The 15,300-nt window shown below is 72.8% G+C and carries 15 protein-coding genes; 5 read left to right on the top strand and 10 right to left on the bottom strand.

The window, feature by feature from the left end:
* Positions 1-9 precede the first annotated feature (9 nt).
* On the top strand, positions 10-1,203 hold the full coding sequence (locus HD601_RS21325; protein ID WP_184825248.1) for a prolyl oligopeptidase family serine peptidase: 1,194 nt from the start codon (positions 10-12) through the stop codon (positions 1,201-1,203).
* A 2-nt stretch (positions 1,204-1,205) separates the two neighbouring features.
* Here the strand turns inward: HD601_RS21325 and hisB are convergent, their stop codons facing one another.
* From hisB to HD601_RS21345, 4 genes are all read right to left on the bottom strand, one after another.
* Positions 1,206-1,805 carry an imidazoleglycerol-phosphate dehydratase HisB gene (gene hisB, locus HD601_RS21330; protein WP_184825251.1) on the bottom strand — a complete coding sequence of 200 codons (600 nt, stop codon included), beginning with the start codon at positions 1,803-1,805 and terminating at the stop codon, positions 1,206-1,208.
* A complete protein-coding gene (locus tag HD601_RS21335) occupies positions 1,802-2,893 on the bottom strand; it encodes a histidinol-phosphate transaminase (protein ID WP_184825253.1) in 1,092 nt (363 codons plus the stop codon). Before HD601_RS21335 ends, hisB begins: the two co-directional genes overlap by 4 nt.
* Positions 2,886-4,205: a histidinol dehydrogenase gene (hisD, locus tag HD601_RS21340; protein WP_184825255.1), complete on the bottom strand. Its 1,320-nt coding sequence runs from the start codon at positions 4,203-4,205 to the stop codon at positions 2,886-2,888. The genes HD601_RS21335 and hisD overlap by 8 nt, the downstream gene beginning before the upstream one ends.
* 184 nt (positions 4,206-4,389) lie before the next feature.
* Positions 4,390-4,899, bottom strand: a complete 510-nt coding sequence (locus HD601_RS21345) for a hypothetical protein (RefSeq protein WP_184825257.1) — start codon at positions 4,897-4,899, stop codon at positions 4,390-4,392.
* An 87-nt stretch (positions 4,900-4,986) separates the two neighbouring features.
* Between HD601_RS21345 and HD601_RS34080 the strand changes: the two genes are divergently transcribed.
* Positions 4,987-5,433, top strand: coding sequence for a GNAT family N-acetyltransferase (locus HD601_RS34080; protein WP_184825259.1), 447 nt, complete (start codon positions 4,987-4,989; stop codon positions 5,431-5,433).
* Here HD601_RS34080 and HD601_RS21355 read toward each other — a convergent pair.
* Entirely contained in the window at positions 5,430-6,023 is a 594-nt protein-coding gene (locus HD601_RS21355) for a SanA/YdcF family protein (RefSeq protein WP_184825261.1), read from the bottom strand. The two genes, HD601_RS34080 and HD601_RS21355, sit on opposite strands and share 4 nt — an antisense overlap.
* Positions 6,020-6,616 carry a TetR family transcriptional regulator gene (locus HD601_RS21360; protein ID WP_221441186.1) on the bottom strand — a complete coding sequence of 199 codons (597 nt, stop codon included), beginning with the start codon at positions 6,614-6,616 and terminating at the stop codon, positions 6,020-6,022. Before HD601_RS21360 ends, HD601_RS21355 begins: the two co-directional genes overlap by 4 nt.
* A gap of 88 nt (positions 6,617-6,704) precedes the next feature.
* On the opposite strand from HD601_RS21360, the gene HD601_RS21365 reads away from it, so the two are divergent.
* Positions 6,705-7,439, top strand: a complete 735-nt coding sequence (locus HD601_RS21365) for a VOC family protein (RefSeq protein WP_184825263.1) — start codon at positions 6,705-6,707, stop codon at positions 7,437-7,439.
* On the opposite strand, the gene HD601_RS21370 is transcribed toward HD601_RS21365, so the two are convergent.
* From HD601_RS21370 to HD601_RS21385, 4 genes are all read right to left on the bottom strand, one after another.
* Positions 7,436-8,386 (bottom strand): sugar kinase, encoded by a 951-nt coding sequence (locus HD601_RS21370; protein WP_184825264.1) that lies wholly within the window; start codon positions 8,384-8,386, stop codon positions 7,436-7,438. The two genes, HD601_RS21365 and HD601_RS21370, sit on opposite strands and share 4 nt — an antisense overlap.
* A complete protein-coding gene (locus HD601_RS21375; RefSeq protein WP_184825265.1) occupies positions 8,383-9,048 on the bottom strand; it encodes a bifunctional 4-hydroxy-2-oxoglutarate aldolase/2-dehydro-3-deoxy-phosphogluconate aldolase in 666 nt (221 codons plus the stop codon). Before HD601_RS21375 ends, HD601_RS21370 begins: the two co-directional genes overlap by 4 nt.
* On the bottom strand, positions 9,045-9,833 hold the full coding sequence (locus tag HD601_RS21380; protein ID WP_221441187.1) for an IclR family transcriptional regulator domain-containing protein: 789 nt from the start codon (positions 9,831-9,833) through the stop codon (positions 9,045-9,047). Before HD601_RS21380 ends, HD601_RS21375 begins: the two co-directional genes overlap by 4 nt.
* Before the next feature lie 515 nt (positions 9,834-10,348).
* Positions 10,349-11,323, bottom strand: a complete 975-nt coding sequence (locus HD601_RS21385) for an acetylxylan esterase (protein WP_184825267.1) — start codon at positions 11,321-11,323, stop codon at positions 10,349-10,351.
* 200 nt (positions 11,324-11,523) lie between these two features.
* Between HD601_RS21385 and HD601_RS21390 the strand changes: the two genes are divergently transcribed.
* The gene (locus HD601_RS21390) at positions 11,524-14,709 is read left to right on the top strand and encodes a glycosyl hydrolase family 95 catalytic domain-containing protein (protein ID WP_184825269.1); all 3,186 of its coding nucleotides are present in this window, start codon (positions 11,524-11,526) and stop codon (positions 14,707-14,709) included.
* A 57-nt stretch (positions 14,710-14,766) separates the two neighbouring features.
* Positions 14,767-15,264: a Cys-tRNA(Pro) deacylase gene (gene ybaK, locus HD601_RS21395; protein ID WP_184825271.1), complete on the top strand. Its 498-nt coding sequence runs from the start codon at positions 14,767-14,769 to the stop codon at positions 15,262-15,264.
* Positions 15,265-15,300 lie beyond the last annotated feature (36 nt).

Consider the following 15,300-nt stretch of genomic DNA (forward strand, 5'->3'; position numbering starts at 1 on the left):
ACTGCGAAGGTGACCCTCGACGATGCCGGTGCGCTTGCCGGTGCCGGACGGCGCTGGCCCCTGCGGGTGGCCGTGGGCTCCGCGGCGGTCGCCGTGGCGGGCCTGGCCACCACCGGTGCGGGCGGCTGGTACTACGCCGACGAGCTGTTGCAGGTGCGCCCCGAGCCGCCGGACTACCCGGTCGAGGTCGTCGCCGTCGTCGGCAGCACCGTCACGCTGAGCGGCGCGGGCGCCCAGGAGCCCGGCGTCGTGGGCCTCGAGTGGCCGGGCGGGTTCGCCCGGGTCGGGCCGGACATCGACGTGGCCGGTGAGTACGTCCTGCGCAGCATCAGCCCCTACCCGCAGCTGCCCGCCGTCGGCACGAAGGTCCGCGTGGCCTACTACGCCGCGCCCGCCGACCTCTACGACCTGTCGCGGGTCGCCGGGCTGGACGCCCAGGTCATCGAGTTCGACGGCCCGCTGGGCCGCTACCCCGCTACGTACGTCCCGGCCGACGGCGACCGCTGGCTCATCCACGTGCACGGCCGCGGCGCCACGCGGGGCCAGGCGTACCGGCTGGTCCCGGCAGTGCACCGGCTCGGCCTGCCGCAGCTGTCCATCGCCTACCGCAACGACGACGGCGCGCCCGAGGGCCCGCACCGCGAGTACGGCCTGGGCTGGACGGAGTCCGAGGACCTCGCCGCGGCCATCGACTGGGCCAGGTCGCAGGGGGCTCGCGACGTCGTGCTGACCGGCTACTCCATGGGCGGCGCGATCGTCGGCAACCACCTGCGCGTCGCCGGATCGGACGGCGTCGCCGGGGTGGTCTACGACTCCCCCGTGCTGTCCTGGCCGGACATCCTGGTCTACCAGGCGCGGCTGCGCGGAGTGCCGGCGTTCGGCGCCACCGTCGCGGCCTCGGTCGTGCGGGCCCGCACCGGCATCAACGTCTGGGCCATGGACCAGGTCGCGCACGCCGACCGCCTCGACCTGCCGGTGCTGCTGGTGCACGGCTCGGCCGACACCACCGTCCCGGTGACGTCGTCGGAGCGGTTCGCCGAGGCCAGGCCCGACCTGGTGACCTTCCTGCGCACCGAGGCCGAGCACGTCCGCAGCTGGAACCTGGACCCGTCGGCCTACGAGGACGCGGTCGAGCGCTTCCTGACCGGGCTGCCGTCGGGGACGCGGGGCGACGACGGCGCCCGCGTCGGCACTGAGGGCTAGCGTCACAACGCGCCCTTGGTCGACGGCACGCCGCGCTCGCGCGGGTCGATGGCGACGGCGGCGCGCAGCGCCCGGGCGACGGCCTTGAACTGCGCCTCGGCGATGTGGTGCGGGTCGCGGCCGCCGAGCACGCGCACGTGCATGGTCAGACCGCCGTGGTGGGCCAGGCTCTCGAGCACGTGCGCCGTCAGCGACCCGGTGAAGTGGCCGCCGATCAGCACGAACTCCTGCCCGGCCGGCTCGCCGGAGTGCACGAAGTACGGTCGCCCGGACACGTCGACGACGGCGTGCGCGAGGGCCTCGTCGAGCGGGACGGTCGCCTCGCCGTAGCGGACGATGCCGAGCTTGTCGCCGAGCGCCTCGCGCAGCGCCTGGCCGATGACGATGGCGGTGTCCTCGACGGTGTGGTGGACGTCGATGTGGGTGTCGCCCTCGGAGCGTACGGTGAGGTCGATGAGCGAGTGCCGCGCGAGCGCCGTCAGCATGTGGTCGTAGAACGGCACCGTGGTGGCGATGTCGTGGCGGCCCTCGCCGTCGAGGTCCAGCTCGACGCTGACCTTGCTCTCGCTGGTCGCGCGCTCGACCTTGGCGGTGCGGCTCATGACAGCTCCTTCAGTACGTCGATCAGGGCGACCTTGAACGCCGTCGTCTCCTCGGGCGTCCCCACGGAGACCCGCAGCCAGCCGTCCGGGCCGGTCTCGCGGATCAGGACCCCGTGGTCCAGCAGACCCTGCCAGACGGCGCGCCGGTCGGCGAACCGGCCGAAGAGCACGAAGTTCGCGTCGGAGTCGGCGACCTCGAGGCCCTGCTCGCGCAGCCAGACGGCCAGGGCATCGCGCTCGTCGCGCAGCTGGGCGACACGGGCCTGCAGCTCCGTGGCGTGCTCGAGGGCGACGACGGCGACCGCTTGCGTGACCGCGGAGAGGTGGTACGGCAGCCGGACGATCCGCAGGACGTCGACGATCTGCGTGCTGGCGGCCGCGTAGCCGACCCGGGCGCCGGCGAACGCGAACGCCTTGCTCATGGTGCGCGTGACGATGAGCCGCGGGTGGGTCGCGAGCAGCGTGAGGGCGCTCGGGACGCCGTCGCGGCGGAACTCCGCGTACGCCTCGTCGACGACGACGATGCCGTCGGTGGCCTCGTGCAGGGCCGTGACCAGGCCGAGCGGGACCGCCGTCCCCGTGGGGTTGTTCGGCGACGCGATGAAGACGACGGTGGGCTGGTGCTCGGCGACGGCCTTGAGGGCGTCGTCGTGGTCGATGGCGAAGGTGTGCTCGTCGCGCGGCGCCGTGACCCAGGCCGTCGAGGTGTCGCGGGCGTACTCCGGGTACATCGAGTACGTCGGGGCGAAGCTGAGCGCCGTCCGGCCCGGACCGCCGAAGGCCTGCAGGATCTGCAGCATGACCTCGTTGGAGCCGTTGGCCGCCCACACCTGGCCGGTGTCGAGGGCGACGCCGGCCTCGCCGTGGAGGTAGGTCGCGAGCCGCTCGCGCAGCGTCGTCGCCTCGCGGTCGGGGTAGCGGTTGAGATCGCGGACGGCGTGCGCGACCGCCCGCGCGGCGTCGGCGACCAGCTGCTCCGACGGCGCGAACGGGTTCTCGTTGACGTTCAGGCAGACCGGCACGTCGAGCTGCGGCGCGCCGTAGGGCTCGAAGCCGCGCAGCTCGTCGCGGATGGGGAGCTCACTCATCGGTGAACCTCGCCGTGATCGCCTCGCCGTGGGCGGGCAGGTCCTCCGCGTTGGCCAGGGCTCGGACGTCGTCGGCGACGTTCCTCAGGGCGGCCTCGTCGTACTCGACGACGTGGACGCCGCGCAGGAACGTCTGCACCGACAGGCCGGACGAGTGCCGTGCGCTGCCGCCGGTGGGCAGGACGTGGTTGGAACCGGCCGCGTAGTCGCCCAGGCTGACCGGCGACCACGGGCCGACGAAGACCGCGCCCGCGTTCCGGACCCTGCTCGCGACCGTCGGCGCGTCGCGGGTCTGGATCTCGAGGTGCTCCGCCGCGTAGGCGTCGACCACGGCGAGGCCCTGGTCGAGGTCGTCGACGAGCACGATGCCGGACTGCTCGCCGCCGAGGGCCGTGCGGACGCGCTCGTCGTGCTTGGTGCTCTTGGTGCGCAGGTCGAGCTCCGCGGTGACGGCGTCGGCGAGGGCGTCGCTGTCCGTGACGAGAACGGAGGCGGCCAGCGGGTCGTGCTCGGCCTGGCTGATGAGGTCGGCCGCGACGTGGGTGGCGTTCGCGGTCTCGTCCGCGAGCACCGCGATCTCCGTCGGCCCCGCCTCGGCGTCGATGCCCACGACGCCGCGCAGCAGCCGCTTCGCCGCCGCGACATAGACGTTGCCGGGCCCGGTGACGAGGTCGACGGGCGTGACGCCGACACCGTCGCTGATGCCGTAGGCGAACATGGCGAGCGCCTGCGCGCCGCCGACGGCATAGACCTCGGTGACGCCGAGCAGTGCGCACGCGGCGAGGATGGTGGGGTGCGGCAGGCCGTCGAAGTCTCGCTGCGGCGGGCTGGCGACCGCGAGGCTGCCCACGCCCGCGGCCTGCGCCGGGACGACGTTCATGACGACACTGCTCGGGTAGACCGCCAGCCCGCCGGGGACGTAGAGGCCGACCCGCTCGACCGGGATCCACCGCTCGGTGACGGTGCCGCCCGGGACGACCGCGGTGGTGACATCCTGGCGGCGCTGGTCACCATGGACCAGCCGGGCACGGCGGATGGACTCCTCGAGGGCGGCCCGGACGCGCGGGTCGAGGCCGGCGAGCGCCGTGTCGATGGCCCGCTGCGGCACCCGCACGTCCGCCAGTTCGACGCCGTCGAACCGTAGAGTCAGCTCCTGGATCGCCGCCAGGCCCCGATGCCGCACGTCGGCGCAGATCGGCCGGACGGCGTCGAGCGCGGCCTCGACGTCGACCGGGGCGCGTGGGACGAGCGTGCGGTAGTCGAGGGTCTCGCCGGCGGCGAGCCTCCCCCGCAGGTCGATGCGGCGTATCACTCACCCGAGTCTATGTGCGCCGTTCACCCCTCGGACGCATTGCCCGCATCGCAAGATGCGGTGTCCACAGCGCGATTGCTCGCATCGGCGGCGACGAGATATCCTGACGGTGGCCGAGGGCACTAGCCCGAGGAAGTGAGCCCCGCAGCCTTCCGGACGGTGGGTGGGCGGGGCTTCGCGCTGTCTAGAGCGCGATCTCGGTGGTGTAGGCGGCCACCCGCTCCCGCCATCCGCCGCCGCGCGACCAGCACCACGCGATCGCGTCCGGCAGGCACAGCAGCAGGTCTTCCTTGGCGCGCAGGTGCACGTATTCGAGGCCCGGCCTGTCGTCTCTGGTCAGCTGGTACAACAATCGCCGCTCAGCCAGTACCAGCGACTCGTCCCGCTCGATCACCAACCGCCGCACATCGGCAGCGACCAGATCGGGAATCATCCGTTCGAGGCACGCATCACGAGCGTGTTTGCGCTTCTTCGTCAGGTAGACGCGGAACTCGGGCCCCAGCTCCTCAATGCCTTTGAGGATCTTGGATCGGCGACGGTCGCTCTCTTGGTAGAAGTGCATGCGCTTCTGGCCACCGGTCAGCAGCCCACGCATCAGCCGCCGGCCGGCGGCGACCTCACTCGCGCGGACGAGGGCGACCGCGACGATGTAGGCGCCGGCGACCGACTCGTCGACGAAGGCATGCAGGGACACAGCGCCCAAGTGTGCCGCCCCGGACGGCCCGAATCTCGGTTGTCCACAGCTCTGGATTTTTCCTGACTGCAGTCAGAGAATCCTCCTGTGGATATCCGCGCCATCGACCCCGAGTCGCCACTCGCGCGTCGGTGCCTCACGGCCTACGCGGCCGAGTTGCGGACCCGCTTCCCCGAGGGATTCGACGACGGCGACCTGGTGGCGGCGAGCGAGCTGACCCCGCCCGCGGGCGTCCTGCTCGTCGCCGGCGACGGGATGGGCTGCGCCGCCGTACGCACCATCGCGCCGCAGACGGGCGAGGTGCGGCACATGTGGGTGCACCCGAACGCCCGCGGCCAGGGCCTCGGCCGCCGCCTCCTCACCGAGCTCGAACACCACGCCCACGACGACCTGGGGCTCACCACCCTGCGCCTCGGCACCCACGAGGTCCTCACCGAGGCCGCCGCCCTCTACCGATCGGCCGGCTACGACGCCGTCGACCCATACGGCGACACCGCCCACGTTCACCACTGGTTCGCGAAGTCGCTCCGCTAGCCGAACAGAGCCCGCACCATCGCCGGCACCGAGGCGGCCACCTCGCGCAGGTAGCCCTGCCGCGTCCCCGGCGGGTTGGAGTCCTTCGAGTCATGCGCCACACCGACGGCGTCGATGCCGACCGAGCGGCACAGCGCGACCGTCCGCGGCAGGTGGAACCGCTGGCTCACCACGAGCAGCTGCGACAGCCCGAACTCGTCGCGGGCCCGCACGCACGACGACCAGCTGTCGACCCCGCCGGGATCCTCCACGATCGCCTCATCCGGCACCCCCGCCCCGACGAGATACCGCCGCATCGCCGCCGGCTCGTCGTAGCCGCCGGGCGCGGTACCGCCGCTGACCAGCAGCGTCCGCGTCCGCCCGAGGTGGTACAGCGCCGCCGCGACGTCGAGCCGCCCAGCCAGCAGCCGTGACGGCCGTCCGTCGGCGCGCACGCCGGCGCCCATCACCATGGTGACGTCGGTCGACGGCGCGTCGGCCGGCGAGGACAGGATCCGGCCCGCGCTCGCGGTGTACGCCCAGATCGACGGCACGGCCAGGGCGACGACGGCGGCAGCCGCGGCCACGACGATCCAGCGCCGGCGCGTCATCGCAGCACCGGCTCGAGGTAGCCGTGCAGGACGGCGCGCAGCTCCCCCACCAGGGCGTCGCGATGAGCACCGTCGGCCGCCGCGATCAGCGGCATCATCGCCCGCACCAGCTGGATCGCCACTGTCGCCGTGCGCTCGACGTCAGCCTCCGGGCGACCCGGTGAACGCGCCGCCAGCAGCGCCGTCACCCGCCCGAGCAGTGCGGCGTGCAGGGGCGCGACGGCGGCGGTGAGCGACGGCGGCAGGTCCGGCCGGGCGAACAGGGCCTTGAAGCCGCGGTGGTCCAGGTTGAACTCGACCAGCGGCCCGGTGATGACGGCGATCAGCTCGTCCAACGGCACGGCGGCGAGGTCGGCGCCGTCGAACGCGGCGCCGTGCGCCTCGCTGAGCGCCCGCGCGTACCGCTCGGCCAGCGCGTGCGCGATGTCGTCCTTGTTGGCGAAGAACTGGTAGAGCGAGCCGGGCGAGATGCCGGCCCGCGCCGCGATGGCGTTGGTGCTGACCGCCTCATAGCCGGACTCCGCGAAGGCCTCGGCCGCCGCCGTCAGGATCTGGTCCATCCGCGCCTGCCCGCGCGCCTGCCGTCCGGTCACGGCCCTCCTCGCCACAGAAACACGAGCACTCGCTCGCCTTTCCTCGACGCTACCACGAGCACGCAGGCCGGCCGTGGTGCAATGAGGCATGCCGACCCGGACGATCCCGCTGCTCCCCTGCGCCTCCATCGACGAGATCCGCGACTTCTACCTGCCGCTCGGCTTCGAGGTCGCCTACTACCAGCAGCGCCCGAACCCGGTCGTGGCGCTGCGCCGCGGCGACCTCGACCTGCAGTACTTCGGCATGGACGGCTTCAAGCCCGAGGAGTCCTACAGCTCCTGCCTCGTCCTGGTCGACGACACCGAGCCGCTCTTCGAGGCGTTCGCCGCGGGGCTGCGGTCCAGCTTCGGCAAGCTCCCCATGAGCGGCTTCCCCCGCATCACCCGGCCGCGGCGGCGCAAGAACGCCGGCAACCTCAGCGGCTTCAGCCTCATCGACCCCAGCGGCAACTGGATCCGGGTCATGCGCGACAGCCCGGCGGGCGCGGCCGTCGCACCCGTCACGACGATCGACGACGGCGACAAGCTCACCCAGGCGGTGGCCAACGCCGTCGTGCTGGCCGACTCGCACGGCGACGTCGCCCAGGCGGCGAAGATCCTCGCGGGCGCGCTCGGCCGCGCACCCGCCGAGGCCGAGGTCGACGCCACCCACCGGGTCGAGGCACTGGCCTTCCTGGCCGAGCTGCGGCTGCGCCTCGACGACCCCGCGGCGGCTCGGACGGCGGTCGCCGAGGCTCGTGCCGTCGAGCTCACCACTGACGAGCGTGATCAGCTCGCACCGACGTTCGCGCAGCTGTGCGAGCTGGACGACGCCCTGGCCTAGCGGTGCACCGCCTCGGTGGCCTGCAGGGCCGGCAGGTCGGCGCGGGTCGGCAGGCCCTCCCAGTCGCCGAGGGCGGTGCAGGCGAACGCGCCCGCAGCGACCGCCGTCGCCAGTCTCCGGTCGGCCCCGGCGCCCTCCATCAGCTCGGTGAGGTAACCGGCCACGAACGCGTCGCCGGCGCCGACGGTGTCGACCACCTGCACCGGGATGGCGGGCGTGCGCCGCAGCTCGCCGTCGATCAGCGAGACGGCGCCGTCGGCGCCCATCTTGATGACGACCTGCTGCGGCCCGAGCTCGGCCAGCCGGTACGCCATGTCCTCCGGGTCCGCCTCGGGCACGATCAGCGACGCCTCCTCGGGCCCGGCGAACAGCACGTCGGCCTGCTTCACCAGCGGCGTCAGCGACTCGCCCGCGTCGGACCGGCTCCACAGCGCCGAGCGGTAGTTGACGTCCAGCGACACCGTCACGCCCGCCGCCCGTGCGGTGTCGACGGCGAGCTGCACGGCCGACGCGGGGCCGGGGCCGAGCGCGGGCGTGATGCCGGTGACGTGCAGGACGGCGGCCCGCTGGATCCGCTCGAGCGGGAGGTCGAACGCCGTCAGCGCCGATGCCGCACTGCCGGCCCGGTAGTACCGGACCCGCGTGTGCAGGCTGTTCGGCCGCTCCTTGACCATGAGCCCCGTGGGACGGGTGTCGTCGACGGCGGCGACGGCGTCGACGCCCTCGGCGCGCAGCTCGCGCAGCATCAGTTCGCCGAATCCGTCGGCCCCGACCCGGCTGATCCAGGTCGCCGGCCGGCCCAGCCGCCGCACCCCGACGGCGACGTTCAGCTCGGCGCCGGCGACGGACAGCTCGAGGTCGCGGTGGTGCGCCCACCCGCCGGTCTGCGCGGCCGCGACCAGCGCCATCGCCTCGCCGATGGTGACGAGCCCGCTGGCCGCGCTCATGCGGCGCCACCCGCCGCGCCGGCCCGCGCTTCCCGGACCGCGGCGAGCGCCGTCGCCGCCCGCTCCGCCAGCGCGCCGAGGTCGCCGCCGTCGGCGGCGTCGCCCAGCAACGGCCCGCCCAGCCCGACGCCCGCCGCGCCGGCCCGGATCCAGTCGCCGATGTTCGCGAGGCTGACCCCGCCGGTCGGCATGATCGCGATGTCGGGGAACGGGCCGCGCAGCGCGGTGATGTACGACGGTCCCACCGCCGAGCCCGGGAAGAGCTTGACCACGGCCGCGCCGGCACGCCAGGCCGCCAGCACCTCCGTCGGCGTGAAGACGCCCGGGTACGCCGGGATGCCGGCCTCGCGGGCGGCGGCGACGACCTCCGGCTCGAACGACGGCGACACGACGAACCCGGCCCCGGCCTCGACGACGGCGTGCACCTGGTCCGCGTCGATGACGGTCCCCGCCCCGACGTCGACGGTGTCCGGCAGCACCTGGCGAATGGTGCGGATCGCTCCGACAGCGCCCGGCGAGGTCAGCGTGATCTCCAGGCAGGTGATGCCGGCGTCGACGAGGGTGCGGCTGACCTCGCCGAACCGGTCGGCCGAGCGGGCCCGCAGGATCGCCATGACCCCGGTCTCGCGCAGCTGCGCGCTCGGGGGGATGCGGTCGGTCATCGTGGTTCCTCTCGTGGGGGTGCGCTGTCGGGTGCGCCGAGCTGTTCGGAGATCGCCCGGCCCGCGGCGACGACGAGCTCGCCCAGCCGGTCGAAGCGGTCGGGGGTGACGCGCGTGGCCAGGCCGGCGACCGAGACGGCGGCCGCGACGGCGCCGTCGTGGTCGAACACCGGCGCGGCGACGCAGCGGATGTCGAGCTCGTTCTCGATGTCGTCGACGGCGTACCCGCACGTGCGGACGACGGCGAGCCCGGCCCGGAACGCTGCCGGGTCGGTCACCGTCCGGTCGGTCCGCGGGGTGAGCCCGTGCGCGACGACGGCGTCGACGGCGGCCGCGTCGGCGAACGCGAGGTAGGCCCGCCCGACCCCGGTCGAGTGCGCCGGCTGCCGCGATCCGACGTAGGAGTTCATCCGCACCCGCCCTGGCCCGTCGATCTTGTCGATGTAGACCATGTCCGGCAGGTCGGGCAGCACGAGGTGCACCGACTCCCCCGACTCCTCGACCAGGCGGCGCAGCGCCGGCTGCGCCAGCGCCCGAAGATCGACGGAGTCGAGGTACACGCGGCCGAGCTGGGCGGTCCGCGGGCCGAGCAGGTACCTGCCCTGCTCGACCCGGACCAGCCCCGACTCGGCCATGGGCGCCAGCAGGCGCAGCGCCGAGCTCTTGTGCACGCCGACGGCGGCGGCGAGCTCGGTCAGCGTCGCGCCGCCCGCCCCCGTGACCGCGGACACCGCGTCGAGCAGCGCGAGCCCGCGCCGCAGCGACGACGACGTGTTCCGCTCCACCGGCTCACCCTCCGTTGCACTCTGCACAACCACGTTGCGTAGATGAGCCATCCTATCGGATCGGGCGTCAGTGCCGATCGGCAGACTGTGGCGTCACTCGAGTCATCGCCGAGGCACGCGAGGCCAAGCAGAATCAGCGGGATCGGCAACTCCTGGACGGACTGCGCGCACAAGGTCTGGTGCCGGCTGCACTTCGGCTGGAGCACGAGCCCGGCCCCGCCGAACCGGCGCTCGCGATAGCGGACATCGTGGCAGGTGCCGTATTGGCCGACTGTTCGGGCGATGGCCGGTATCGGAAGGTTCTGGCGCACAAGCTCACCGAGCTGGTGATCGTCCCCTGACATGCCGCGAGCCCGGGACCCCGGCCAGCGGGACCTTCCCAGGCTCACTACCGGTTCCCACCTCGATGGGCCGGTGCACCCCAGTTTAGACAAGGCAGCCGTCGAAGGCCAGCGGTGCCCGTCCAGGGCCGGCCGGCCGCGAGGCCTGACCGGTCCCCGATGCGAAGCGGACCGTCAGGCGCCCTTGGCGATGTCGCGCAGCCAGTGCAGCTGCTCGCGGGTCTGGAAGGTCTGCCCGCCCTCGTGCTTGTTGTAGGGCCAGACCCGGATCTCCTTCGGGCCCGCGTAGTGGTTGAACGAGCCGAACACCGTCGACGGCGGGCAGGTGGTGTCCATGAGGGCGACGCTGTAGAGGGCCGGCGCCGTCGCCCGCGCGGCGAAGTTCATGCCGTCGAAGTAGGACAGGGTGCGGAACACCCGGTCCTCGTAGCCGCGGTGGATGGAGAGGTAGCGCGCGATCTCGTAGTACGGCTGGGTCTCGACGATCTCGGTGGCGCGCCGGTAGCCGGTCAGGAAGGGCACGTCGATCATGGCGCCCGCCAGCCCGGGTCGCAGTCCGGCCACCGCGGTCGCGATGCCGCCGCCCTGGCTGCCGCCGCCGATGACGAGCCGCGACGGGTCGACGAGGGGGTGGGTGAGGGCCGCGTCGACCGCGCGGACGCCGTCGGTGAAGACGCGGCGGTAGTAGTAGTCGGCGGGGTCGAGGATGCCGCGGGTCATGAACCCCGGGGTCTGCGCGTTCTGGCCGCCGACGGGGTCCGGGGTGTCACCGGGCGTGCCGTTGGAGCCCTGGCCGCGAGTGTCCATGACGAAGGTCGCGAACCCGGCGACCGCGGTGGCCAGCCAGTCGTGCGGGAAGCCGCGGCCGCCGCCGTAGCCGATGTAGTGGACGACGGTCGGCAGTGGCGCCGTGGCCCCGGCCGGGGCGAGGAACCAGCCGGCGATCCGGTGCCCGCCCCAGCCGGAGAACCGCACGTCGTACACGTCGACGAGGCTGAGGGCGGCGTCGTAGGGGGTGAACTCGGGGTCGAGCGGGAACTCGGCGGCCTCGGCGAGCGTGCGGGACCAGAAGTCGTCGAAGTCGGGCTGCTCGTCGCGCTCGGGGCGGTACTCACGCAGTTCCGGGAGCGGCTTGTCGAACAACGGCATGGCGGGCGTCCTCCGCGGGCGTCGTTGAGGGTCGGATGCTGTGGTCTGACCAGTTGAGCGCACTCTAGCCGACCCCCAGAGATCCGATCAGAAGACCCGCATTCACCCCGTGATCACCCCTATTGCCCGCAGCGATCACTCACCGTATCCTCCGACACATCCGATGTATTCCCCCCAACGGCGTGTGTGGAGGCCCGGCAATGAGCCGACGGAGACGAGCAGGGCTGGCACTCGGAGGCATGGCGACGGCGGTGACGACGGTGGCGGCCCTGACGGCGGGCACGTCGACGGCCGAACCGCTCGCCCCACCTGAATCCCCGCAGAGCGCACAGACATCCGACCTCGTCCTCTGGTACGACGAGCCGGCGACCTCGTGGGAGAGCCACGGCCTGCCGATCGGCAACGGCGCGCTGGGCGGCGTCGTCTTCGGCCAGGTCGGCACCGAGCGCATCCAGTTCAACGAGAAGACCCTATGGATCGGGGGCCCGGCGCCCGGCCGGCAGTACACCGGCGGCAACTGGACGGCGCCGCGGCCGACCGCGCTGCAGGACGCCCGCGACCTCATCGACGAGCAGACCCAGGTGACGCCCGAGGTCATCACCCAGCTGCTCGGTCAGGGCCGCGACGACTTCGGCTCGTACACGACGTTCGGCGAGCTCCGGCTCGACTTCGGCACCGGCGCGGGCGACGGCGTCAGCGGCTACCGGCGCGACCTCGACCTCGGCGACGGCACAGCCTCCGTCACCTACGAACGAGCGGGCGTCACCTACACCCGCGAGTACTTCGCCAGCTATCCCGACGGCGTCCTCGTCACCCGCCTGACGGCGGACCAGCCGGGCGCGATCGACGTCGGCGTCTCGCAGACCATCCCCAGCGGCCGCAGCAACACGCAGGTCACGCGCGACGGCGGCCGGCTCACCGTCGCGGGCAACCTCAACGACAACCAGATGCGGTTCGAGTCGCAGCTGCAGGTGATCCCCGACGGCGGCAGCCTCGGCGGGACGGCGAACGCGGTCCAGGTGACCGATGCCGACGCCGTCACCATCGTGCTGAGCGCCGGCACGAACTACAGCGACGTCTACCCCGCCTACCGCGGCGACGACCCGCACGCGAAGGTCACAGCCACCGTCGACGCCGCCGCGTCCAAGGGCTACGACGACCTGCGCGCGGCCCATGTCGCCGACTACACCGAGTTGTTCGACCGGTTCACGCTGGACCTCGGCCAGCAGGCGCCGGCCGGAACGACGACCGACGACCTGCGCACCCGCTACGCCGCCGGCACGCTGCCGCCCGAGCACGCCCGCTACCTCGAGGTCCTCTACGCCCAGTACGGCCGCTACCTGCTGATCGGGTCGTCGCGGCCCGGGTCGCTGCCGGCGAATCTGCAGGGCGTCTGGGCCGAGGGCACGTCGAACCCCTGGGGCGCGGACTACCACGTCAACATCAACCTGCAGATGAACTACTGGCCGGCCGAGGTCACCAACCTCTCGGAGACGACGGCGCCGCTGTTCGACTACATCGACTCGCTGCGGGCGCCGGGCCGGGTCAGCGCGCAGGAGATGTTCGGCGCCGACGGCTGGGTGGTGCAGAACGAGACGACCCCGTTCGGCTACACCGGCGTGCACGACTGGCCGACGTCGTTCTGGTTCCCGGAGTCCAACGGCTGGCTGGCCCGGCACCTGTGGGAGCACTGGCTGTTCACGCAGGACGAGGAGTTCCTGGCCGACACGGCGTACCCGATCATGCGCGAGGCCACTGAGTTCTGGCTGGACTTCCTGGTCGAGGACCCCCGCGACGGCACGCTGGTCGTCTCGCCGAGCTTCTCCCCCGAGCACGGCCCGTACTCCGCGGGCGCCGCGATGTCTCAGCAGATCATCTGGGACCTGCTGACGAACACCATCGCAGCGTCGGAGCAGCTGGGCGTCGACGCCGAGCACCGCGCGGTCCTGCAGGACACCCTGGCGCGGCTCGACCCCGGCCTGAGGGTCGGCGAGTGGGGCCAGCTGCAGGAGTGGAAGATCGACATCGACGACCCGAACAACGACCACCGGCACGTCTCGCACCTCTACGCGCTGCACCCCGGTGCGCAGATCGCCCCGCTCACCGAGCCCGAGCTGACCGAGGCGGCGCGGGTGTCGCTGGAGGCTCGCGGCGACGGCGGCACCGGCTGGAGCAAGGCGTGGAAGGTCAACTTCTGGGCCCGGCTGCTCGACGGCGACCACGCCCACCTCATGCTCCGCGAGCTGCTCTCCAGCTCCACGCTGCCGAACCTGTGGGACACCCACCCGCCGTTCCAGATCGACGGCAACTTCGGCGGCACGGCGGGTGTTGCGGAGATGCTGCTGCAGAGCCACACCGGCACCATCGACGTGCTCCCGGCGCTCCCGTCGGCCTGGCACACCGGCAGCCTCGACGGCCTGCGCGCCCGCGGGGCGTACACCGTCGGCGTCGACTGGGCGGCCGGGCTGCCCACCGAGATCCGCCTCGACGCCGACCGCGGCGGCGAGACGGTGCTGCGCAACGCCGCCTTCGCCGGCCCGGTGCGGGTGTACGACGGCGACGGCACGGTGGTCCCGTCCAGCGCCGACGGCGACCGGCTGCGGTTCAGCACCGAGGCCGGCGAGTCGTACCGGATCGTGCCGCAGGTCCGGGTCGGCGCGACGGTGTCCACCGGGACCCAGCGTCCGGGCACGACGATCCCGGTGACCGTGAGCCTGGCGCCGGCCGAGCAGCGGGCGATCCCGACGACGCGGATCCGGCTCGAGGCCCCCGAGGGCTGGACCGTGACGCCGTCGACGGTCCGGATGGCGCCCGTGACCAGGGGAAACACCCGCACCGCCGAGCTCGCCCTCACCATCCCCGAGGGCACGCCGGACGGCGCCTACCAGTTCACCGCGACCGTCGCGTCGGACGACTGGACCATCCCGGTGCGCCTCGGCGTCCAGGTGCTGCGGCCGAACCTCGCCCGCGGCAGGACCGCCACGCAGTCGACCATGGAGGCCGGCGGCGTGCCGTCGCGGGCGGTCGACGGCAACACCAGCGGCAACTGGGGCGGCGGGTCGGTCACGCACACGCAGTTCCAGCCGGAGTCGTGGTGGCAGGTCGACCTCGGCGCCGTCGAGGACATCGACGAGATCGCGGTCTGGAACCGCACGGACTGCTGCTCGGACCGGCTGACGAACTTCTACGTGCTCGTCTCCGACACGCCGTTCACGTCGGGCTCGTTGAGCCAGACGCTGGCCCAGCCGGGCGTCTTCGCCTACCACCACACCGGGCAGGGCGGCACTCCGTCGCTCGTCGACGTTGGGCGCACGGGACGCTACGTCCGAGTACAACTCGTGGGTAACAATGCGCTGTCCCTGGCGGAGGTGCAGGTCTACGGGTGAGATCGAAACGCGGCGCGTGCGATGACGAATCACTAGTGATGGGTCTAGATTGCCCTAATGGGGACAACAACACGCCAGCGAACAGGAACACCGGCCACGCTGGTGCTGGAGCGAGCCGGGGTGCCGTTCACGATGCACCCGTACCACCATGACTCCTCCGCGCCGTCGTTCGGCCTGGAGGCCGCCCGCGCACTCGGTGTCGTGCCGACGCGCGTCTTCAAGACCCTCCTCGCCGAGGTCGACGACGAGCTCGTGGTCGCCGTGGTCCCGGTGTCCGGGTCGCTGGATCTCAAGTCGCTGGCCCGGGCCGCCGCCGGCAAGCGGGCGGTCATGGCCGCCACGTCGCAGGCGGAGCGGGCCACGGGCTACGTGGTCGGGGGAATCAGTCCGTTCGGGCAGCGGCGCCGGCTGCCCACCATCGTCGACGAGTCGGCCTTCGGCTTCCCGACGGTGTTCGTCTCGGCCGGGCGGCGTGGTCTCGACGTCGAGATCACGCCGGCCGACCTCATCAGGCTGACGGGGGCCAAGACGGCGACCATCGGCCGCACCAGCTGACGCGAGCACCGCACCGGTCGTTCCCCCCAAAGCGGC

Origin of the sequence: Jiangella mangrovi, assembly GCF_014204975.1 — a bacterium.
Taxonomy (GTDB): domain Bacteria; phylum Actinomycetota; class Actinomycetes; order Jiangellales; family Jiangellaceae; genus Jiangella; species Jiangella mangrovi.